The following is a 21,538-nucleotide window of genomic DNA, read 5'->3' as shown; positions in this document are numbered from 1 at the left end:
CCCACGTCGCATGAATCCCCCCCCGCGATGAATCTGGAATTAAGGTCTCCTTCTCTATAAACTCAATGACCTCTCTTCTCTGTTAGACAGTTCCCTTCCTCTATGCGTAAAAAGTGCAAGAGTGAGAGTTATTTAGCTTTTTTTAGGATGGTCTTCTTTATATGAAATTATAAAGGCTATTAATGCTATAACTAAAGTTCCGGCAAGAACAATATAATAACCCTCCATTTCCTATTCCTCCCTTTCCGGTGGTATAGTAAAAAACGCTATTAAAAATAGGATTATGGCTACAACAACAATAGAAATTCCAGTGATAACATTAAGTTTGTCGGTAAGTATACCACCAATAAAACCTATTGTGAGCAAATATTTAGTAACATCCATCAGCATTTTACCAGCACTTGTTCGTCTTTTTCGATGTTTCATATCCTAATTATATCGCATTTTTCTTGAGACGATTTTCACATTCGTATAATTAAGTAAGATGTGCTGACTTCATGACGCCACTACACCCCTTGACCCCTCGAATCCTCTATATTTTATATTTACAACGAGAAGATCACAACAGATTAAATCGCCTTAAGGCATTCGCCAACCTGTTGTCCTCAAGGGAAAGCTCCCTGAGGGCATCCAGTACCCTCCGCAGAAGACCCTCCTTCTCTATAAACTCAATGGCCTCCCTCCTCGCCTCCCTGATGATCGTCCTCCTGTCCCAATAGCCAAACCCAATCACCACAGCCACCAGGGAGGTAAATATACCGGCAAGAATATACAGGAAATTGAACATATCTCCGAATCTCTTGTCGGCCTGTTCGAATCTCTTGTCAACCTGCTCAAATCTCTCGTTCATATCCTGCCGCAGCTCGGAGATCCTCTTGTCAATCTGCTCAAATCTTTTGTCAATCTCTCCCATCTTCATCCTGAGCTCGATGAGGAGTTCCCTGTCCTTTTTAGTAAAACCATCTTCTGCAAGGGCAGGAAACGAAAGAGTAAGCAAAAATAGAACAACCACTGCAACGAGATATCTCATGACCTTCAACATCCCTTCAGCCCTCTTCCAGGGGAATAAACACACCCTCAAGGGTGTTTTTCAAAATACTTCATAGTTATTAAGGCTACAATGGCAAATATACCGGCTACTACTACACCCCACATAAAACTACCCCTCCTTATCCCTTAAAGGTCAGCTACGGGTGGAAGGTTTACGACTTATGACTTATGACTTACGACTTACGACTTACGACTTACGACTCTATCTTTTGTTTATTGTTGGCCTCTCCCACGATAAACTCGGGACGAAAGATCCAGATGAGTGCAGGCATGAGGAACAGAGCGGTGAGGCCAGAGATGGCAAGCCATAGACCGATCAGGACCCCCATCTCGGCCTGGAACCGCAACGAGGAGAACATCCATAAAGCGATACAGGTAATCAGGGTAATCAAGGTAATCAGTACGCCTCTGCCGGCAGAGGATATAGAGTTGGTGATGGCGCCCATGAGGTCGTGACCCCGGCGCAGCTCTTCCCGGATGCCGTCACAGATGTAAAAGGCATAGTCAACACCCAGACCGATCCCTGTCGCCGCCACGGGCAAGGTGTTGATGGAGATCCCGATGTCTCTCCAGGCCATGAAGGCAAAAGTCACGGTATTGGAAATGATCACCGGTATCATGAAGAACATCCCTGCCATCACGGAGCGGTAGCCGACATAACTGACGATCACCACGGCCAGCAGCGCCAGGGCGATGGATTCGAGTTGGCCGGCAAGGATCACCTCGTTGACCGCTCCCAGGACACCTATCAACCCTCCGGCGAGGAGGTAGTCGGCCCCCGGTATGGGATGCTTGGCGGCAAATTCCTTCACCCGGGCAATCGCCGTACGGATGGTATCACCCTTATGATCCTTGATCATAAAGGTCACCGCGGCATTCTCGAATTGCGGATCAACGTACCTGTCTATATCCCCTGGTTCGGTGCCGGCGAGATAGATATAGACGAGTTCCGAATTTTCCGGGACGTCGGCTCCATACTCCTTGTAGCGCGGGTTACCTTCTCGCAGCAACGTCCTTATCTTCGGCAGGGCGTCGGCGAGTGAAAGTGAACCACCCACTTCCGGCTGCGCCTCCATGAAATTCTGGAAATAGTCCATGTAATCCAGGATGACCGGCTCCCTCATGGCATCATATTTTTCTGACGCGATCACGACAAACATCCTGTCGCTTCCTTCAAAGTTTTTATTTACCGCAGCAGCATCCAGGTTGTACTGCGAGTCGGACCAGAGGATCGGCGAGCCGGGACGGGTATCCCCCACCTTCAGCTTGAAGGCATAGATCCCGCTTACCACAAATATCACTAAGAAACCGATCACCACGGGGTAGCGCCACCGGGTGGTGATAATGCGGATGGGAACGGACAGGATCTTCCGCAGAATCGGGGCAATATCAATAGGATGCGCATATTTCCGCGGCCGCCTGCTCCAGGACAACAGCACGGGAATTTGCACAATCCCGCAGATAGCAATGGTTCCTACCCACACCCCCCCGATGATGGCAACCTTCTGCAGAAGCGGAATGGGGGTGAGGATTACCACCAGTATGCCTGCGGCATCCGTGGCCACGCCAAGCAGCCCGGGCTTGATCAATCCAAGCATGGCAGTCCTGGCCGCCACATGGGGTTCTGCCCCCTCGGCAACCTCGTAGTCAAACCGCGCGACAAACTGGACCGAATGGGAAATGCAGCGGGCAGTAATCAAAAAACCCAACACCACGGTCAGGGGATCCAGGTGAAAGCCGGCCATGCCGGCGATGCCGAACGCCCATATGGCGCAGAGGAGTCCAGCCATCATAGGAAAGAAAAGGCCTCGCCAGGTCCTCATGAGGAGAAGCAGGACGAGGGCGACGGCACCAATAGTGATAAAAAAGATTGTTATGGTTTCGGGCAGGTAATGATTCACCCAGCCGTAGAGGATCGGTTCCCCCACTACCCCCACCTTGACGCCACCCCCCTTGGCCTTGTCCGCAATCGCCATGATCTGTTTAAAGGCCGTATTATAATCCAACAGATGATCATAGAAGTCAACGGTAATCAGTGTTGACTTTAGATCCCGTGAGACGTAGCGGCCGTAAATCAGCTCATTGGCCAGAATGGCATCCCGGAGTTTGGTCATCTCTTCCTTGTTCTTAGGTATCTCAGGCCACATGATGGGGACACTTAGAATCTCTTCCGTGGATCCACGTATGTCCCGAAGCTTCTTAGAGGCTAAGGATATAATCTGGTAGGGATTGACCGCCTTTACAAACACCAGCTCATTGGTGATCTGTTGCACCTTGGTAAGGACATCGCGGTTAAAGATATCCCCCTTTTCCGCCTCCACGATGATGTTGACGATGTTCGATCCGCCAAAGGTCTTTTTGAAACGTTCATTTACGATAACATAGAGGTGTTTCGTGGGCAGGAGTTCCTCAAAAACAGTTTTTAACGGGACCCGGAGGGCAAAAACGGCAAAAATCGCCGTGATAATGGCAAGAGTGATTGTTACCGCCAGGCGATAACGAAAGCAGAAATCTGTAAATTTTATCAACCCTTTACTATGTGCAGTTTCTTCCCAACCAAGGATTCTTTTTTCTTCCATTGAGAGACCCCCTTTCCCCTATGTCTTCCGATCAAAAAACTCAACCACACCTTTTTCCAGGCGAGTCAGGCGGTCACCCGCTAAATAGTAGCGATCACCCACCTTCTGCACCTTGGTGTACCAGGACGTGTCGAGGTCTGTTATTCTTCCCCCGCTCCAGTTAAGACCGGAGGGATCGCCCTTAAACATTACCCCCTTGTCACCAACGGCGACCCACTGCAGCCCATCCCAGATAACAGCGAACAAGTGCTCCCTGCTGACCTTTGGCGCTTGCACCCAGCGCTTGCCGCTATTTTCCGTAACGAGGATAATGCCATCGAGACCCACAGCAACCCCGTGTTCCTGATCCCGGAAGGCCACCCCCAGGAGACTGGTTTCCACGGGAGATTTGACAGCAGTCCACGTTTGGCCATTGTCATCTGTCCTCATGATACGACCCAATTCACCGACCAGCCATCCCTTCTTGTCGATGAAAGCGCAATCATTCCAGCTCACATCTTCTTCTTTCATCCTGCGCTCCCACATTGACCCGAAGTCTTTCGAGTAGAGGACTATCCCCATCTCACCGACGGCCCAGGCGCTGCCATCGGGAAAAACCTCGACCCTCATTAACTTCTGGGCCGCCTTCCTGGCTGCTTCGGCAGCGCCAGCTACCCCTTTCCTCGCTTCGAGCTCCTTTTCTGTTATGCTCCAACCATGGGCGGTCTCACCTCCTGCACCGGACTCATCGGCTACTTTGGACATCTCGACTGCTTCGTCGAGAGGTGTCTTTACCTGTGTCCAGGATGCGCCTCCGTCACGGGTAACCATAACTAGCCCTCTGTTACCCACGATACAGGCCCGCTTATCATCCCAGGCGGCGATATCCTGAAGATGTTCCTTCATCGGTGACGCTTGCAATATCCAGGATTTGCCAGTATCCTCGCTACGCAAAATCTTGCCATGAGAGCCCACCGCCCAGATCGTCGTTGGCGTCGGTAACGCAACGCCATAGATACGGTCTCTTTTGACGATGGGATAAGGCTTGAGAATAGCCTCTCTAGTCTGGGGTTTGACAAAAAGAGCAACATAGAGCAACCCGGCAATAATAACCACCGGCATAGCTGAAAAGACGATTCTGGTCAAACGTTTGATTAGCATCCTCCATCCTCCCGTAAAAATTTCATACTACAACACTGTTATGCCATCATGCTTCCTTCTATCCTCGCTCCTACATCTGCCCTGCGGGCTATAAGATCAGCAAACTATAACTACATAAACACATTTGTCAAGTGTTTTTTTACCGGTGTATAAACTTTTACCACTTTTACTAACATTCCGTCGCAGCGGGTCTCACCATCAGTACCGGTATCCTGGAATACCGCATTACCTTATTTGCTACGCTGCCGATGATCAACTGACTTATAGTAGAGCTGACATTCGTGGTCATGAGGATGAGGTTCACCTTCTTCTGTTTGGCAAAATCTATTATAGTTTCCGCAGCGTTACCTACCAATACTTCTGAGGTGACATTCACTCCTTCCAAATTAAGCTGGGATTGTATCTTAGAAAGATATTCTTTAGCTGTTTTTTTCTGAGCCTCATGAGATTCTTGAAAACCACTACCTTCCATTACCCAGGCGGGAGGGGTCTCTATAACTTGTAAGAGTATCATCTCCCCTACCTTACGACCCTCCTCGGCTACTGATCTTACATGGGGCAGAATAACCTCCTCCGCAACCTTAGACCCATCGAGGGGAACAAGTATCTTTTGGTACATTCTAACACCTCCTTTATTTGAAATACTCAGGTTCAAAGTTCCGGGGTTCACGGTTGGACTGTGGATTCCTAGTACTGGCTATCTCAAGAAGTAAGCGCAAGCCAACCAACCTTGAACCGTGAACCTGACGACCTGAGTAGTTACGCTATTCGTTGATATAGTTACTTTTACGAAAAGTCAAGAAAATTATATTACTCTTCCCTCTTTGCCCTCTCGAGAACGTAACGGCTGCGTACAAGCGACCACTGCTGAAAATAAGTCGTAAGTCGTAAGTCGTAAGTCGTACCACGTATGACTTGTCTTTCACTCCTGTCTCTTTGCCCTCTCGAGAACGTAACGACTGCGTACAAGCGACCACTGCTGAGATGTAATCATAAAGTACCGTTTCAAATCCAGGGCCTGCGGATAAACGGTAAAAGGGTATATCTTGTTGGGATCCTCGTTGTTGACTCCATATACCCCTATCCTCTGGACCGAGAGGTACTCCTGATGGCGGGCGATCCAGCGTTCCTGGTGGCGGAGGGGAATGCCCAACGGCTCCTGGATGGCGGGCGCCACGAGGGCAAAATCGTTGGCGGCGCCATGGCTGCGCAGGGAACGCCGCAGTTCAACGAGAGACCTGGCCCGCTCAAACGCCGGTTCATCGAAGCGTACCACGCAATTAACAAAGAACCCCTTTGTCTCCCTTTCGAAATAGAAATCCGCTCCCTTACGTTCCACCGGCAGATACCCTTTGTCTTCGAGGAGGTGAGAGAACGCCTCCCGGAGGTAGGCCAGGGCCTCCTCACAGGAGACGAAATCCATCCGCTCCCGTACCGGCAGGAGACTCCCCTTGGGCGGCTCCATAACCGGCGCCACGGATTTCCGCAACGTCCGGAGGGGTCCTTCACAGAGGAAGACCTCCCTGCTCTCCTTGCCCTGGTCATTTAAGAAGCCCACCTGCAGGAGAATCTTGATCCGACCGGGGGTCTTCACCTTTTCAAGAACCTCAATTTTCGTCACCACCACCTTACCGTCGAGGGGCAGGGTAATTTCCATGCCCTTTTCCGCAAAGGCCCTGTTCACATCAAAAACATTAGTCATAAGTCATAAGTCATAAGTCATAAGTCGTATGTCGTAAGTCGTAAGTCGTAAGTCGTATGTCCTAAGTCTTCTTGAGATAGGCAATAAATCCCATGATTAGTTTGGAAATGTCGGTACATTTATCATACAATTTTTTAAATACGATCTCGTCAATATATTCAAGATCTAAAGCAATATACAACTGACTCTTGACCTCTGCGGCAGATCCTCTGGCATAATTCAGAAACTGATTGAGCTCCTTGTCTGATCCTCGCTCAAAACCCTCCGAAATGTTGGACATGATAGACACAGTCGCCCTTCGAATTTGATCCTTCAAGCCAAAATCTTTGGCAAATTTATCCCTATTTGTAATCATATAGACTTCCCTTATCAGTTCCCTTGCAATCTGCCACGCCTTAATATCCTCAAATTTCTCAATCTTCATCTAATGTGTTTGACTTATGACGTATGACGTACGACGTACGACTGATGTTTTATGCCACGCCTTAATATCCTCAAATTTCTCAATCTTCATCTAATGTGTTTGACTTATGACGTATGACGTACGACGTACGACTGATGTTTTATGCCACGCCTTAATATCCTCAAATTTCTCAATCTTCATCTAATGTGTTTGACGTTTGACGTACGACTTATGACTTATGACTTATGACTTATGACTTATGACTTACGACTTATGACGTACGACGTACGACTAATGTTTTATCTCACCAGCTCCAGAGCGCCAAAGGGGCATCTCTCTTCGCAAACCCGGCAATACTCGGGTGGGTCCATGCAGCGTTTACAACTTTCCCACTTGACGACCCGCACCCTCCCGTCAACTATCTTTAAAACCGGCGGTACATTCCGTGGAATAACGATGCCCGACCCAAACATCACCATACCCTGGCACTTATCGCAAACGGCGACACAATCCCCGCAACCGCAACATTTCTCCTCATCAATGAGGAGGCCTGTTTTTTCCACGGAAGACTCACTGCCGAAATACCTGTTGAGAAAATCGAGGGCGGATCTATACTGCTCTGTAAGCAGCTCGGGACAGTCCTCCGGTCTCTTCTCCCTGCCGATAAGGGCAAAGGCAAAGGCAAAACAGGTGAGGAGCCCGCACTTTTTACAGTTGGTGCCCGGCAGATACTGAAATACCTGCAATGGCTGCAGTTTGTCCTTCTTCGCCATGGTAACTACTCAGAATCCAGAATCCAGGAGGAGCACCTCAGGAATAACCTTGGCCCCGGGGATATACCATGATCCTCGACATTAACCATAGATTTTTAAGTGCGCGATATTGCACGATATATACCATTCGGGGGCAAGTTGCTTACATATTTGGCAATAAAATAAGGAAAATACCCTATTTGGATAATCAACTGTAAGAATGAAATTACTGAGAAAGCTTCTTACACCAAGCAGGGAAATCCTAAGATTCGGCATGAAATCTACTAATACACCCTGGGTTGAAAATCCTTCTATTATTAAGTGAGTAGTATGACCGTAGGCAATTGTTATCCCGTTGCCAGTACTTATTTTCTTTGGTTGCCCGGCCTGAAGATTATGTCCCAGGAGCATAGCAAAAGAAGCAGGGAGAGCGCACTCATCTGCACCTGTATCTATAAGGGCATACACTTTTATTTGCTTATTAGTGTCTGGATTTACAATCGTCACGGGAAGATACGGTCGTGCTACGTCACCAGGCCTTATAATTGTGAAAGGATAATTACGTATTGGCATTAGTAAACCCTGTTAGATAAGGATGGGACTTTAACCCCCCTTCCTAAGAGAGGATTCAAAGATTTGTCCATAGCATCTGCGCCCTGAATGGTGGAGCTTTCTGAGGGGGTAAATATGAACAACGTCTTCTTCTGGTATGTATAGGACTACAGGATCTTTAAAACCTTTTACTTCCGCATCCTTCAAAGCCTTTTCAGGATCATCTCCCACACCTACAACAGTACTATCATCAAAGCTTTTCATTGCAACATATCGCCCATTATATTCATCTGTTGTGACTAATACCTTTTCCATCACGCCTCCTTTATTTTGGCTCCTGGCTCCTGGATTCTGGCTCCTGGACTTCAGCCTCGGCCTCAACCTCAATATGTTTGAAATTGGGCAGTTTTCCCGGCCTGCAGGTGGTTAACCGGTTAATGATTGGACTTACCGGCATGTAACCGTACCCTGGCGGGCATTTGGGCTCGGCAAGGACATCCACCACGATACTGCCTTCGCTACTTGTCAATTTTAACTTACCATTTTCTGCAATCCCCAGGTCGGCTAAATCCTGCGGGGATAAACGGACAACGGCAGCGTCCAGCCAGCCGTCCTCTTTATATCTTTCCGACCAGAGAAAGATGTCTCTGTAAGTAACAATCTTCAGTTTCATAGTATCTGTCTTCTGTCTTCTGTCTTATGTCTTATGTCATATGTCTTACGACTTACGACTTACGACTTACGACTTATGACTATTCTCTTAATGTGTTTGACTTACGACTTACGACTTACGACATACGACTATTCTTTCCTAATGTGTTTGACTTACGACTTACGACTTATGACTTATGACTATTCTTTCCAGTATCTGTGCGTCACTTTGCTTGGCTGCCACCTTTGCCGGCATAAGCGTTACCGGCGTCCCGTCCATGCGCATCGCCGTCCCCCCGGCCTCTAAGCCCGTAAGGGAGACCCCTAAGACCACCGATGAGGCTTCGGTGGTGGCGGTACGGAAGGGATCCAGGGTAATCAGGGGTATGCCGTCTAAATGCCGGAGAACAGACATCGGCAGGGCAGAAAAAGGATCGGCCCCAATGATGAGGAGGCAATCAACTAAACGGTTTCTCACCTGTTCCAGCAGGGAAAATTCATCCCCGTGGGCAACAGTACCGTCGTTGGCGAAGCTCACCTTGTTCACGTGCCCCGTGGCGTTATACAGCGAGTGATTAAACCCCCTCACATTATAATGGCCACCCATGGGAATCACGGCCGTCTTCATCCAGCCGCCTAAGTGTTCTATCATTTCGTAAAAGAGAGAAAAGTCATTGTCGAGAGAATAGGTCAGCCCCAAACCGACAAAAATCACAGTACAGCGTGATTGCTTGAGTAACTTGAGAAACTCCGCCGCATCCTTTCTGACCGGATTATCCTTGATCCCAGCAATGATAGCCGCAATGAATGCACCATCCTCCCCCGGCAGGATCTTGAAAAAACGATGGGCCACACCGGCCCCGGCCGTCTCACTTTCCCTTACATCTACGACGGCAAGGCTCACATAGCGTTTTGCTCCCATTTCATGGTACTTGCGGTGGGCATACAGGGAAAATTTGGAAAGGTGGCGAGGGTGGGTGTTGTGCGGGTTGGCGCCCCAGTAAATAAACAAGTCGGCATCATGAATCTGATCAAAAGTACACGTGGGAAGGACACCGGTCAAGATGTCCTGAGTGAGTTTTCCCTGGCAAAAGGATGAACTGTCGTCGAGTACCGCTCCCAGCATCCTGGCCAGCTCAATCCCCGCTGCCTGGGCCTCCAGTGTGGCATTGTCCAGGCCGAAAAGCAGAGGATGGCGCGCCCTGGAGAGCAACTGTGCAGCGGCATCAATGGCCTGCTCCCCATCCACCTGTCGTCTTTCAACGAGATGGCCGGTTCTCAGTTTCTCAATCTCAGCGCCAAAAAAAAAAGCAGTGCCTTTGCGACAGGCGTTTCCCATCTTCGCAATCCTTCCATTTTCCATTTCTATCTCGATGTCGTCGCAAAGGCAACTGCAGGCAGTACAGACCGTTTCACCGGCGCTCATTTTGCATCTCCCTCAACTCATCTTCCCAGAGCAACTGGTTTATCTCTCTCATGATAATAAAATCGGCGGATATCTTCCCCTGGACAAAAAACTCCAACAAAGTTTTATCCAGCGGTTCACCGGTGATGCACCAGACGTACTCTTCCGCCGGGTTTACCAGCCAGACCATTATTTTCAGATCTTTCATGGCCAGATACCACCTGCCTCTATCCTGGCGGAAGAATTCGAGTAAGAGGTATTCGTTAACAGGAGGGAGGATCAATGCATAATCGGCCCCCTGCCCCAGAGTGGCCCTGGCGGCAGCTAATTTCGCCAGGGCTTCCGGGGAATTTTCCATATCCGGGGCATCAAAGCCCACGATCTCGTAACTCCTCTCACCTTCCTTCCGCCTTGCATGAAGGGTCGGCTGGACAAAACCGATGTAGTCTGGCGGCAGTAGTTCGTATCCGGCATCAGTGAGGAATACACGCGCCCACTCCCTGATCTTCTCCTGGGGAAATGACCAGCTCCTGAACTCGCCCTCTCTTATCTTATCATTGTCAGACATGAAAGCCCCCATCTAAGAGTGCCTAAAGTGAACTAAAGTTAGAAAATCTTACCTTAACTTTAGACACTTCCAACTTTAGGCACTTTCACTTAAAGCTCACCGAGCAACGATTCCAGGTTCTTTTGATACTGGACAAGCGAAGCGTCGGGCAGGGAAAAGGTGGCATCCTTCATGGACATATTCCCTAACACCACCGTCTCCACACCTTTCACGGCCGGTAAAACGGCCCTGAGGAGGCGCGGTGGATAACCGATAAAGACCATCATTTCCGGCCTTTGGGCCGTTATTGGATCACCCCAGTGGGAAAAACGGGTCAGGTTAACCATTTCCGCCAGCGCTTTTCTCGTCGCCCGCACCCCTTTTTCTTTTAGGGGAACCGCCGAATTACCCGTGGCCGCTACCGGCAGATCCAGCTTCAATGCAATCTGAGCCGCAAAATCGGACAACTTACGGCCGCCTAATTCCATCTCATCACAGAGGTATCCAGTGAGAAGAAGCACGTTTTTCCTCTTTTTCATACTATCAACCAGTTCTGCAAAAGCGCTCATTTTTTCTCCTCCTTCCCGCCAGGCGCGCTGCCGCGTGCAATCATGCGCTTTAACTTGGTGATGCTCTTGGTCATGACGCTGTATTCTTTACTGAATTCACCAATTTCGAGAAGTCTGCCATCGGGGTGCCTGGCCCTTTTTACCTGTAGGCGATCTATATCCCAGCCGGACTTTTCCTTCAATTCTTTGAGAAGTCTGGTCTTATAGCGAATAGGCAACTCCCAGTCCGAACGGGCAAAAAGTCGCCAATCGTCGGGGAACTCCTGGAAAAACATCTGAGAAAATTCAATCCAGGTATCAAGCCGTGCCTGCCTGCCGTCCCTTACATCAACGGCCCGCATGGAAATGGCAAGGGCCTGGGTAAGCGCCTCTTCCTTTGTCTCCACCGGAATAATCATCGCGGGAGGACTCGGTTCATGGTACTGCTTTTCCCCACCGTAACTGATATAGGACCACCATTCTTCCCACTTCCACTTGTTGCCCATCAGATAACGATTCCACTCAAGCCCGGAATTGGGACCGATAACGGCGCTCATCCCGGCGCGCACCCAGGCGGCCACCAGGGCGTACATCCTGTCGGGCAGGGCGCCCCAGACGATCAAAGTGGGGGCGATAATATTATATTCCAGATCTGCCGTTTCGGCAAAGTTGGCATAGTGTGCAACACCGGCGCCGGTACGGGGCCACTTCAGCGCCTGATCAACAATATGGGAACAGGCCGTGCAGGAACCACAGTTGATCAGGTTTCGCAACTGCGTTTCGGTGCCGAACTGCTCATAAGCGTACTGTCCCTTCTCCTTATTGAAGTATCTTCCGATCTCGCCAGCGGCACAGCCCGCAGTAAACGTAATGGCGTTACGCAAGGTGAGATTGTAGGCAATCCAGCCCAATTCCTCACGACTGCGCGTATCACCACAGCCAAGGATATGGAAGATACCGGGGCAGTTGCCCCACATCGAACCAAAGGCCCAACTGGTAGTCTCCACGCGGGCTACGGGACCTCGACCGGCGCGCATCTTCAGCTTATCATCATCCTTCCACGCATTTAGGGCGGCAACAAAGATATTTTCCAGCGGTATCTTTTCAGGACATACCTTCTCACAGGCGCCGCACAGGTAACATCCCTCTTCTATATCTTTCAGGGCGACGATTCCTTCAGCGTTCACCTTGCGCAACTGCAGGCCGATGAGAAGACCATTGGGACAAACGTTAGAACAACGGTCACAATCGTCACGACAGCGCTTTGCCTCTTTCTTCACGGCCTCTTCCGAGAGGAGGTGGTTCTTCGGACGCGATATCTTCTGTACGAGGTTCACCGCTGCGGCAGCCGCCTTTTCCGTATGGCGTATCCAGACTCCCGGAGCGCCGGCCAAGAGATCAGCGACAATTTTTTCGACTGTCTCGTCACTATAATCCGGCAGACCGATATTTCTCGCCCTGCTCGTCCAGATTACCTTTGTTCCGGCGATTTTCGCATCTGCGAGGAAACTGAGGGCGATACAGGCGTCGCCGGCAACGATAACATCGCTGATGCCGTGCCGCGCCAGTTTACGGGCCTGGGTCATGGGACCAAGTATCCGGCACCTGTCATAAAAACGTATCATATCATGGCCGGCAGGACCGATGCCGCAGACCTCCACCTTTTCGGACAGGTTTTCCTCCTGCAACTGCTTTACGGCACAAAAACCCGTCAGGAAGCTGTCGCCCAGGAAAGTGAGTACCGGCTTTCCCTTTTCCACATGGCCCAACCCTCCAAGGATATTGGCCGGCGGCCAATTGATGGTGGTCATGATGTCCTCGTTGGAGGCGTTAGTAAAACCGAAGCAGTTCATCTTCACCAGTTCGGAGACATTCATCGCTACCAGTAAAATACTGCCCGAATGGAGGACCATCTGTTCCATCTCGGTAGGGTCGAGAGCACTGAAACTGGCCGTAAAGAGTTTATTCAGTTGCTCCTCGGCATAGGAAAGCACCCTGTTCAGATCGGCAAGGTTCTTCGGCCATATAGCGGTCATCAGACCTATATGGCTGGTATCGCTCCGGTCGTGCATCTTACCCCATTCCACGGGGCGGTCCGGACCGAAGATCTTAAGGGCATAATTTAACAACTCCCTGCTGTCAAGAAACTGGCTGAGGCAGCCCCGGCAGGTACGCCGCAGGCTCTGCCTGGCCTGAGAGGCAACTCCCGTGAGACCGCAGAGGCCGTTTCCCGCTTTCAGATCACAGGGCCCCAGGGGGCAATCGCTGCAAGCCCCCGGTGAAAATGTATAAAGAGGGGGATATCTGCCGATCAAAAAACTGTCCCATTCGGCCAGATCGGCGGCATCGGCAAAAGGAAACAATCTCTGGTCAAAAGTGGTGTAGCGCGCTGCCTGAAAGTCCGCCTCCATCGCTTCAATGATAATATCCTCAATCCCTCGAGGGTCACGCACCGCATCCTCAACAGGGATATCCGAGTTTCCGAGTCTAAATGTTTTCTTCTCAGACATATACTCTCCTTTCTTTAATGTCTTACGTCATACGTTTTATGTCTTATGTCTTATGTCTTACGACTTATGACTTATGACTTATGACTTACGACTTATGACTTATGACTTATGACTTACGACTTTCTTTACATGAAATCAACTTCAGCGAGGCATTTGGGACATACCTTCTTCTTTGTCTGCCCCGCTCTCAGGGGAGACAGCGACACCCCCGGTTTCACCATGGTCCCCGGGCTGAGGTCCTGCAAAAGCACCTCCTTGGCGCACATATCACAGATGGGGATGCCGCATTCCGAACAATCTCTCGCTGCCTCGTTCTTGCTGCATACCCCGCAAACTTTTCCTTCGGTAGCCATCGTCTCATCTCCTTTCTTTTTAAACTAAAGTGCACTAAAGTGCCTAAAGTGAGCTAAAGTTAAAAGTTAAAGTCCTTTTCCGATAGATGTAAAAAGAGCAAGCAACTCACTACACTCTTCATGTTCTGGTTTCACTTTTTCCCAGGAGAGCCAATTTGCCTCTACAATTATCAACCACTTTAGGCGCTTCCAACTTTAGGCGCTTCCCACTTATCAGCTTCTGGCTGCTACTCTCTCGGCCAGAACGGCTGTAGTTACAGTCTCCGCACCGACGAAGTAAATTCTACCCTTACCGATCCTGGCAATTCTCCGCATCAGTTCAGGATCGGTAGATTCCCCCCCGATGCAGACACAGGAGATCGTTATCCCCTTCCTTGCCGCGCTGGTAGCCTGCCGCAAAGCATATTTCTGGGGTGAAGGGTGGGGAGCAGTTGCGTCACCATCGGAAATAACGATCATATGCCGGACAGCCCTACCCCGCCTGCGGCGGGAAAATAACTGCGTCGCCTTCAAGATACCGTAACCGATATTAGTAAAGGCATTCGGATGCAGTTCCAGGTCCAGCACCCTTTGCGTTAAATGGTACGGGTTGTCGGTAATACCTACTACCACATCGGCCAGGTTGGAAAAAGAAACCACTCCCACTCTGTCTCTATACTGTGACGCTGCCAGCGAAAGGGCAATAGCGCATTCCTTGGCGTGCCATAATTTCTCTAACTGCATCATCGTGCCGGAAAGGTCTACCACCAGGACGATGTCCATCTGCATGCGGATGTCTTTGGTTACGACCATAATATCTTTTCTCGTGACGGACTGACGGCGGCTGCGAATGGTTTCCCGGATGGTATCCTTTAGCGAAACATCCCGGTAGCGGTCGCCGAAGCGGAAGTGCCTTATCCCTACTTCACGCCCCTCGCCAATGGGAAGCCTTTTCCCGGTGGGGTGTTTACCGTAGCCGTACAGAATATTGGTAATCAGCCTGGGGGTCAGTCGCTCTAATAGAAACGACAATCCACGACGGCTCAACTCCCACCCCTGCTTGCCCTTCTCTAAGATATTGTACTCTTCTAAATGGCCGATCGTCTCCGCCAGGGCATCCGCTTCCAACTGGCGTCGCATCCTGCTTACTCTTTCTTCCCGTTTCCTTGCCTCTTCAATGTCGGCAAGCAGCTCCGTGCTGATCCTGTCCTGCCCGTACCGCTCCGGATAGAGTTCCTTTATCCTCGCCGTCATCTGCCTTACCGCTTCGGCCAGTTTGGAATCGGGGAAACGCTGTATTCTCTTTAACAGAATATCAAAGGCGCCGTATTTAAGGGGCTTCCTGAACCTGTCCTCTCTGGCAATTTCCTCTACGAGGGAAAGCAGATCGTCTCTGGAAAAGACGATTTTTTCCGCCGTTTCCCCCTCTCCGAGGACCTCTTCGAGGATCTCGTTTACGATTTGTTCCTTTCTCCCCGGCAGGTCGGCGTGAGGAACCACTTCCAGGCGGTGCGGTAAAGAAACAGCGGCGGCAACCTCAAGCCTTTTCCTTTCACCGGCGATACCCATTTCTTTGAGAGATACCAACAGATCGTGGGAATGGAGCAGGCCTCTGGTGCTCACCCCTCTTTCCACCTCGCCGTGCATCCTGGTCCGGGTAACTATTTCTCCGATTCTATCACTGGCGCTCTCGACGAGCGCTTCTCCTCTCGCGGCCAGCCGGTCGCGGGCAATCATTTTCTCCACTGTCATACTGACAGGATAACCAATATGAACCACGTCAAAACATTCCAGCACACCCAAAGGCAGATACTCTAACATCTTGGGGCTGCCTGTAGCAACCACCAGCATATCGAGGCAGAGCCTCTCTTCAGATGCGCCAAGGGCGATGACACCGCCATCCAAGGCATAGAGAAGGGTGTTAAGAACCCTTTCCGGCATCCGGTCAATAAAATCAATCAGCAGTATGCCTCTGTTTGACCGGAGCAACTTGCCGGGTGAGAGAGAGGAAAGGGAGTGCAGGCCGTAATTCAAAGCCGCCTCCGGATCAATACCGCCGATAAGGTCTTCCGGCGCCAGCCCGCTGCCGCCCTGCAACCGTTTCAGGCGTTCGGCAGCCGGTAAAACTGCCCTTGTAAGTGTCTCCCCCTGGCGTATCCTTTCGAGACACCAGGAACACTCAGGATTGTCCGCCAGACAGTTCAGCGGACAGTCCGAGATCACCGAGAGATCACCAAGCAGCCCCCCCAGCCGGAGGGCGATGGATGTCTTGCCGGCGCCCGTAGGACCGAGGATGAGCAGATGATGACCGGCAATAAGGGCGCTGAGGACAGCATCCTGTTCTTCCTTTGCCAGATGCAATCCCGCAAAAAGCTGGTCAGGTTGCGGCAACTTTTTTAAAATTTCTTCTCGTATCACGTTCTGTCTATCCGTCTTCTGTCCTTGACTTACGACTTATGACTTATGACTTACGACTTATGTTTATGTCTTACGTCTTATGTTTATGACTTATGACTTTTCTTCCCACATCTCGTCTTCCCAGGGCTGGTTGGGCATTGGTATCTTCAGCGAGACAGGCTTGCTATCTTTCCAGTATTTCTCTACAACAGGATGCTTCTTCTCCCTGAGCCAGACTTCCAGGTCAGCGGGGTCAATAGCATCTTCCTCCGTGGCAATTCTATCGTATACCTCCTCAGGAATAGCATCGGCAATCTCTAACTTTATCTCTTTGGGAATCCAGACAATGCGGTTCCACCCCCCGTCACCCTGAAGGAAACACGGAGCTCTCATCGCCCCTACAGAAAGTCCTTTAAATCCATGATTTTGCACACCACCACTCATCAGTCCGGCGATCTTAGAAAAGGGGATCCCCAGGGGTGTGTTGCCAAAATATCTCCGAGCTGTAATTCCTATCCCATCAACCTGAGGGATGTAAAAGGCTGTCGCCTCGAATCACCCTCAGTTAGTGGTCGGATACTTGATGGCGCTGTGGAGGCGAAAGATACGGTGCCTGTGTTCCGACCTTTCCCAGATCGCCTCATCTACACCTCTGTACCTGCCCCCTAAGGGATCAATGGCATCACCTCTGGGTATTTCGAAGACGTAACCGTAAGGGTCAACGGCATACATGGCCTTGGCGGTAAAATAAGACATCACCCCGCAGTAGGGAATAAGGCTCGGGGTAACGATGCAGGCATGGTTGGGAGCAATCATCTTACAGATGGTGCAACCGTAAAAACTGTCTACGTCTTCATCGCCAATCTGCTTTGTCTTGGCGTCCATTGTCTCCCATTTCGGCAATACCTCCTCCAGCATTTTGCTGACGAGTTCCTTCCCGCCTACCTCCGGAGTGCCCACCACCCACTTTATCTCCACCTTTTCCACCAGCGGGCAGAGGGAAATCATATTGGCCCGCATGATCTGGGCCATCTTCAGCCAGCTCATCCTCGGTTTAACTTCCTTACTCACCCGCAACCACATGTTAGTGCGGGCGCCGACCAGACCCCACCCCTCGGTGAAGAGAAAGCCCATCACCGCACCTCGTTCTACAAACTCCAACAGGTCGTCCGGTAGTTGGGGACCCCATGTTTTAATATGAGAGGCAAAGGGAAGGGAGGTCTCGGGAGTTAGTTCGTCCAGCTCCGGACCGATGATTTCGACCCTACCGTCCACTACTTCTTCAGCATCTCCCGCTACTTCCACAAAAATGTAGCTTTTGTACTCGTGCTTGGGGCCACCCAGCTCTGCATGCCATTGCCCCTTCCGGATCTCACCCACATACCGGGGTCCGATACCCACATTTTCCAGGCCGGCGAAAAGGTTATCGAGATCGGTGTCGAGTTGATAAACCCTTCCCGGTGGAAGCTTTACCGTGGTGTACCACGGTTTCTCTGTACTCATCCTGATACCTCCTTTACTTTTCTTTTATTTTTCCCTGAAAAACCTTTAAGCGTTCAGCCATCAGCGGTCAGCACTTAGCTTTTGGATGAACGATGTAAGCATCCGCTTCACCTCTCACACCCCCTGCTTTATCTAACTGACGGCTGATTGCTGATGGCTGAACGCTTACAAATTAACTTTAGGCACTTTAGCTCACTTTTTCTGCGTCAAGTAAATGCAAGATTAACTTACTGAATTCTTCAACACTCCTGGAGACCGGGTTGTCTTCCGGCAGTTGAATCATGGGTAGGCCATTTACATCCTGACAGCTTACGGCAGGATCAAAGGGCAGGTAGGCATCTATGGTAAGACCATGCTCCGATGCCAGTTTTCCGATCAGGTCTCTGGTTTCATCCGTTACCTTATTAGCCACTACCATCATCCGACCAAAGGAGATATTTAATTCCTTTGCCAGTTCGTGTACTCTTTTGGCCGTAAGTATACCGTTCAAGGTAGGTTCGGCGACAACCACCATGATGTCCACATCACGCGTGGTATTCCGGCTTAAATGTTCCAGGCCCGCCTCGCAGTCAATGACGGTAAAATCGTAATTTGCCGCTTTAGAATCAATAACCTGCCTTAAAATATGGCCTATAGCACAGTAACAGCCCGGGCCCTCCGACCGGCCCATGACAATCAGGTCAATAGAATTCCCCTCTTCTACCAGCTCATGGAGGGACCTTTCAAAGACACCTGCTTTATCCGCTGCAATGGGGCTGCGCGCCGGGGCGTTGACGATAGCTTCCCGGACATCACCGATGCTTTTTTTGTAAGTCATTCCCAGGGCCTGGGGCAGATTGGAGTCGGGATCGGCATCTATTGCCAGAACGTATCCCTTCCGCGCCAGGTTTCTCACTAACAGGGAGGCCAGCATCGTCTTTCCCACGCCACCTTTACCCGATAGGGCAATGGTAAAACCCCGCCTGCTCATACCTCTGTTCCCAGTGTTCCCAGTACTTTCTCGGTCAGCTCTTCTATAAAGCCAAAAGCATCCTCATAAAATCTGGAATCAGGCGAGGTCTTGACCCGGCTTCCCAGCGCCGATGTTGCCATTTTCCTGATGTCGTCAATATCACCCCTTTTCCGGCTGTTCAGCAAAGCCAGAGCCTGGACTTTCTCATACAGGGAAAGTCCTGCCCTTACACTGGCCCCCTGCTCTAATTCTTTGCTCCATGGCTCCTCACGGGTTGCCCGCACAAGTTTCACGATGGCGTCTATGGCGCTTTCCGGAATTTCTATCCCGTCGAACGTCAAACCGTATCTTTTCAGGATTTCTTTCTCTCTCTCCGATGTTTCAGGATAGGTCATCTTTACAACATCGAAACGATCCAGGAGCACATCGGATAACTCCTCCACCCCCGCATGTTCACGGGGATTCATGGTCGCCACCATAATAAAGTTAGCCGGGTAATCCACGTCATACGGACCGATGGTAGCTATACCTTCTTCCAGAACCTGAAGCAGGGCATTCTGTAACTTTTCGGGAACGCGGTTGATCTCGTCAAAAAAAACCACCCCCCGGTTACCCCGGAGCAGCTTCCCGGGAGTAAAGGCGCGGTAATCCTGGGGACCATACTTGAAAGCCATACTGGGGTCAATATCGCCCAACAGGTCTTCGGCGGTAAGGTCCGGGGAACCTTGAATACGGACAAACCTTTTCACTCCGCTTACCTGTTCCGTTTCCAGAGACTGTTCCGTCGTTGCTTTTAATCTGCACGTCGGACATACAGGCGCTGTGGGATTACAATGGTAAGGACAATCCTTTACCCCCTGCACTGGTGGCAGGGCCGAAGCGATGTGCTTGGTAAGAGTTGTCTTGCCAATCCCCGGCGGCCCTTCAATCAATATATGGTGGCCGGCGAGGATGGAGGCCAGTATCTTCTCTTTTGCATCTTCCTGCCCAACAATTACCGAAAGGATGTCCTTCCCCTCTCTTACCGCTTCTAAAACTACTTCCTTGAAACCTTCAATCATTATTAAGTTATTCCCTCCCTCGCAAATATCCGACCCCAGCCTATACTCTGAGGTCACTCTTTTATAGTTATCAATAGCACCCCCCCATTGTCAAGCAAAAACTTCAGGTATTTTCGCTTGACAACTAAGAAGCAGAAATGTAATGCAATTCTATTGCTTAGCCTCTCTGAAAAATAATAAAACTATAACCAAGGGGGGTTTTTTATGGAAAAGTTGATGGAATATCAGAAAAGGAAGCTGAATCAAAGAGGAAAGCGCCCATTTTCATATAAACAAGGTTAATAGCTAAGCGGCCTCACAACCGCACTTTTCGGACGGGCCATTTAATATTAACTGTACAATTTACCCCCCCTGATTCCACTGGGGAATATAGCCTGAAAAATGGAAAAACGTTTGCATACTCTGAAGGTCGCTCTTGATAACGAGATGAAGGAGCGTGAGTTCTATCTCAAAAATGCCGGAAGAACCAGCGATCCCCTCGGTAGGGCTATGTTTCAGCAGATAGCGGATGAAGAAGTGGAGCACTACGAAAGATTGAAGCAACTCAAGGAGAATTGGGAAAAGCAGGGGAAATGGCCTGATACCCTTCCCCTTACGGTAAAAGGTACAGCCGTAAAAGACATATTGAAGGAAATGGTCGAAAAAGTCTCCCAGATGGAGGCAGGAGATGACGACGACCTGAAGGCGATCCGAACAGCGATCGCCTTCGAGGCCCAGGGGGCAACGTTCTATGCCCGGCTTCGGGACGAAGTCTCAGAGCCAAAAGAAAAAGCATTCTTTAATCTCCTGGCCGATATTGAACACGAGCACTTTGTGTCCCTCAGAGACACCGAGGAGTTTTTGACCGATCCCGCCTCCTGGTATCGCAAGAGGGAAAGCACATCCTTAGACGGGGCCTGAGAAACCGTCAGATACCGAGATACGCTTTTTTCACCTCTTCGTTATTAAAGAGAGATTCTGCTCGCCCCTCAAGGATGATCCGTCCGTTTTCCACGACATACCCCCGATGGGCGATTTTGAGGGCCACGTTGGCATTCTGTTCCACGAAAAATGGGTTTTAGGATCACGTCGAAAAAAGACGGGACCAGTATTTCCATAGGGCGCCTAGCGGAAGTTTCCTGGTTAGCATAGAAAGAATCCTCTAGACTCTTGTCCTGCAACGATTTGCAGAGACCGGTGTGTATTATACAATTGACCGATATTTCTCTAAGTTAAAAAGATCGCATAGTTTTTGTTGTATCTCATCTCTTTCTGAAAGCATTACCTGAATTGGAGGTGTTTTTCTCCCCTTGCCTTCCGGTAAAGGAGAGAGCCAAACAAAAGCGCCAGCACGCAGTAGAAGGCATGGACTTTGATCTTCTGGTCGGTCCAGTGGTTCATCGGAAACCAGCTACAGAATCTTCTGTCTTTCATCCGGCGGAAAGCCTCTTCCACTTCCCACTTATCCCAGAAAC

The 21,538-nt window shown here is 50.1% G+C and carries 20 protein-coding genes and 1 pseudogene; 1 reads left to right on the top strand and 20 read right to left on the bottom strand.

Annotated features, from left to right (window positions below; translation table 11 throughout):
- Positions 1 to 559: 559 nt before the first annotated feature.
- The 18 genes and pseudogenes from QMD03_07425 to QMD03_07340 form a co-directional block, all read right to left on the bottom strand.
- Positions 560 to 1,042 (bottom strand): hypothetical protein, encoded by a 483-nt coding sequence (locus QMD03_07425; protein MDI6777053.1) that lies wholly within the window; start codon positions 1,040 to 1,042, stop codon positions 560 to 562.
- 202 nt (positions 1,043 to 1,244) lie between these two features.
- Entirely contained in the window at positions 1,245 to 3,629 is a 2,385-nt protein-coding gene (locus tag QMD03_07420) for an MMPL family transporter (GenBank protein MDI6777052.1), read from the bottom strand.
- An 18-nt stretch (positions 3,630 to 3,647) separates the two neighbouring features.
- The gene (locus QMD03_07415) at positions 3,648 to 4,769 is read right to left on the bottom strand and encodes a YCF48-related protein (GenBank protein MDI6777051.1); all 1,122 of its coding nucleotides are present in this window, start codon (positions 4,767 to 4,769) and stop codon (positions 3,648 to 3,650) included.
- A 169-nt stretch (positions 4,770 to 4,938) separates the two neighbouring features.
- On the bottom strand, positions 4,939 to 5,388 hold the full coding sequence (locus QMD03_07410) for a universal stress protein (GenBank protein MDI6777050.1): 450 nt from the start codon (positions 5,386 to 5,388) through the stop codon (positions 4,939 to 4,941).
- A 303-nt stretch (positions 5,389 to 5,691) separates the two neighbouring features.
- Complete coding sequence (locus QMD03_07405; GenBank protein ID MDI6777049.1) at positions 5,692 to 6,471, bottom strand: hypothetical protein; 780 nt, start codon at positions 6,469 to 6,471, stop codon at positions 5,692 to 5,694.
- Between the two features lie 61 nt (positions 6,472 to 6,532).
- Positions 6,533 to 6,895: a four helix bundle protein gene (locus tag QMD03_07400; protein MDI6777048.1), complete on the bottom strand. Its 363-nt coding sequence runs from the start codon at positions 6,893 to 6,895 to the stop codon at positions 6,533 to 6,535.
- Between the two features lie 278 nt (positions 6,896 to 7,173).
- Complete coding sequence (locus QMD03_07395) at positions 7,174 to 7,647, bottom strand: (Fe-S)-binding protein (protein MDI6777047.1); 474 nt, start codon at positions 7,645 to 7,647, stop codon at positions 7,174 to 7,176.
- 582 nt (positions 7,648 to 8,229) lie between these two features.
- A complete protein-coding gene (locus tag QMD03_07390; protein MDI6777046.1) occupies positions 8,230 to 8,493 on the bottom strand; it encodes a DUF5678 domain-containing protein in 264 nt (87 codons plus the stop codon).
- Between the two features lie 10 nt (positions 8,494 to 8,503).
- On the bottom strand, positions 8,504 to 8,851 hold the full coding sequence (locus QMD03_07385; GenBank protein ID MDI6777045.1) for a molybdopterin dinucleotide binding domain-containing protein: 348 nt from the start codon (positions 8,849 to 8,851) through the stop codon (positions 8,504 to 8,506).
- Positions 8,852 to 9,010: 159 nt separating this feature from the next.
- Positions 9,011 to 10,255 (bottom strand): formylmethanofuran dehydrogenase subunit B, encoded by a 1,245-nt coding sequence (locus QMD03_07380; protein ID MDI6777044.1) that lies wholly within the window; start codon positions 10,253 to 10,255, stop codon positions 9,011 to 9,013.
- A complete protein-coding gene (locus tag QMD03_07375; protein MDI6777043.1) occupies positions 10,242 to 10,802 on the bottom strand; it encodes a hypothetical protein in 561 nt (186 codons plus the stop codon). Before QMD03_07375 ends, QMD03_07380 begins: the two co-directional genes overlap by 14 nt.
- A gap of 89 nt (positions 10,803 to 10,891) precedes the next feature.
- Entirely contained in the window at positions 10,892 to 11,350 is a 459-nt protein-coding gene (locus QMD03_07370; GenBank protein MDI6777042.1) for a hypothetical protein, read from the bottom strand.
- Complete coding sequence (locus tag QMD03_07365) at positions 11,347 to 13,839, bottom strand: hypothetical protein (GenBank protein ID MDI6777041.1); 2,493 nt, start codon at positions 13,837 to 13,839, stop codon at positions 11,347 to 11,349. Before QMD03_07365 ends, QMD03_07370 begins: the two co-directional genes overlap by 4 nt.
- A gap of 125 nt (positions 13,840 to 13,964) precedes the next feature.
- Positions 13,965 to 14,192, bottom strand: coding sequence for a hypothetical protein (locus QMD03_07360; GenBank protein ID MDI6777040.1), 228 nt, complete (start codon positions 14,190 to 14,192; stop codon positions 13,965 to 13,967).
- Between the two features lie 213 nt (positions 14,193 to 14,405).
- Positions 14,406 to 16,589 (bottom strand): VWA domain-containing protein, encoded by a 2,184-nt coding sequence (locus tag QMD03_07355; protein MDI6777039.1) that lies wholly within the window; start codon positions 16,587 to 16,589, stop codon positions 14,406 to 14,408.
- A 90-nt stretch (positions 16,590 to 16,679) separates the two neighbouring features.
- Positions 16,680 to 18,071: pseudogene (gene cdhC, locus QMD03_07350) on the bottom strand (CO dehydrogenase/CO-methylating acetyl-CoA synthase complex subunit beta).
- Between the two features lie 187 nt (positions 18,072 to 18,258).
- A complete protein-coding gene (locus tag QMD03_07345; protein MDI6777038.1) occupies positions 18,259 to 19,041 on the bottom strand; it encodes an AAA family ATPase in 783 nt (260 codons plus the stop codon).
- Complete coding sequence (locus QMD03_07340; protein ID MDI6777037.1) at positions 19,038 to 20,084, bottom strand: AAA family ATPase; 1,047 nt, start codon at positions 20,082 to 20,084, stop codon at positions 19,038 to 19,040. The genes QMD03_07345 and QMD03_07340 overlap by 4 nt, the downstream gene beginning before the upstream one ends.
- 381 nt (positions 20,085 to 20,465) lie before the next feature.
- Here QMD03_07340 and QMD03_07335 point away from each other — a divergent pair, with 381 nt between their 5' ends.
- On the top strand, positions 20,466 to 20,984 hold the full coding sequence (locus tag QMD03_07335; GenBank protein ID MDI6777036.1) for a ferritin family protein: 519 nt from the start codon (positions 20,466 to 20,468) through the stop codon (positions 20,982 to 20,984).
- Between the two features lie 7 nt (positions 20,985 to 20,991).
- Here QMD03_07335 and QMD03_07330 read toward each other — a convergent pair whose 3' ends face one another.
- Positions 20,992 to 21,111, bottom strand: coding sequence for a hypothetical protein (locus QMD03_07330; protein ID MDI6777035.1), 120 nt, complete (start codon positions 21,109 to 21,111; stop codon positions 20,992 to 20,994).
- Between the two features lie 233 nt (positions 21,112 to 21,344).
- Positions 21,345 to 21,538, bottom strand: a 194-nt coding sequence (locus QMD03_07325; protein MDI6777034.1) for a hypothetical protein, incomplete at its 5' end; no start/stop codon positions are given.

This window comes from Syntrophales bacterium (genome assembly GCA_030018935.1).
Lineage (GTDB): Bacteria > Desulfobacterota > Syntrophia > Syntrophales > CG2-30-49-12 > CG2-30-49-12.
Note: the sequence above shows the minus strand (reverse complement) of the source record. Positions and strands in the feature narration are given on the sequence as shown.

What these genes read in the sequence shown, in the direction of transcription:
- QMD03_07370 (MDI6777042.1), bottom strand. Translation starts at nt 11,350, where the DNA reads ATGAGCGCTTTTGCAGAACTGGTTGATAGTATGAAAAAGAGGAAAAAC.
- QMD03_07405 (MDI6777049.1), bottom strand. Translation starts at nt 6,471, where the DNA reads ATGACTAATGTTTTTGATGTGAACAGGGCCTTTGCGGAAAAGGGCATG.
- QMD03_07390 (MDI6777046.1), bottom strand. Translation starts at nt 8,493, where the DNA reads ATGGAAAAGGTATTAGTCACAACAGATGAATATAATGGGCGATATGTT.
- QMD03_07375 (MDI6777043.1), bottom strand. Translation starts at nt 10,802, where the DNA reads ATGTCTGACAATGATAAGATAAGAGAGGGCGAGTTCAGGAGCTGGTCA.
- QMD03_07385 (MDI6777045.1), bottom strand. Translation starts at nt 8,851, where the DNA reads ATGAAACTGAAGATTGTTACTTACAGAGACATCTTTCTCTGGTCGGAA.
- QMD03_07400 (MDI6777048.1), bottom strand. Translation starts at nt 6,895, where the DNA reads ATGAAGATTGAGAAATTTGAGGATATTAAGGCGTGGCAGATTGCAAGG.
- QMD03_07425 (MDI6777053.1), bottom strand. Translation starts at nt 1,042, where the DNA reads ATGTTGAAGGTCATGAGATATCTCGTTGCAGTGGTTGTTCTATTTTTG.
- QMD03_07360 (MDI6777040.1), bottom strand. Translation starts at nt 14,192, where the DNA reads ATGGCTACCGAAGGAAAAGTTTGCGGGGTATGCAGCAAGAACGAGGCA.
- QMD03_07415 (MDI6777051.1), bottom strand. Translation starts at nt 4,769, where the DNA reads ATGCTAATCAAACGTTTGACCAGAATCGTCTTTTCAGCTATGCCGGTG.
- QMD03_07335 (MDI6777036.1), top strand. Translation starts at nt 20,466, where the DNA reads ATGGAAAAACGTTTGCATACTCTGAAGGTCGCTCTTGATAACGAGATG.
- QMD03_07380 (MDI6777044.1), bottom strand. Translation starts at nt 10,255, where the DNA reads ATGAGCGCCGGTGAAACGGTCTGTACTGCCTGCAGTTGCCTTTGCGAC.
- QMD03_07345 (MDI6777038.1), bottom strand. Translation starts at nt 19,041, where the DNA reads ATGAGCAGGCGGGGTTTTACCATTGCCCTATCGGGTAAAGGTGGCGTG.
- QMD03_07340 (MDI6777037.1), bottom strand. Translation starts at nt 20,084, where the DNA reads ATGATTGAAGGTTTCAAGGAAGTAGTTTTAGAAGCGGTAAGAGAGGGG.
- QMD03_07365 (MDI6777041.1), bottom strand. Translation starts at nt 13,839, where the DNA reads ATGTCTGAGAAGAAAACATTTAGACTCGGAAACTCGGATATCCCTGTT.
- QMD03_07410 (MDI6777050.1), bottom strand. Translation starts at nt 5,388, where the DNA reads ATGTACCAAAAGATACTTGTTCCCCTCGATGGGTCTAAGGTTGCGGAG.
- QMD03_07395 (MDI6777047.1), bottom strand. Translation starts at nt 7,647, where the DNA reads ATGGCGAAGAAGGACAAACTGCAGCCATTGCAGGTATTTCAGTATCTG.
- QMD03_07420 (MDI6777052.1), bottom strand. Translation starts at nt 3,629, where the DNA reads ATGGAAGAAAAAAGAATCCTTGGTTGGGAAGAAACTGCACATAGTAAA.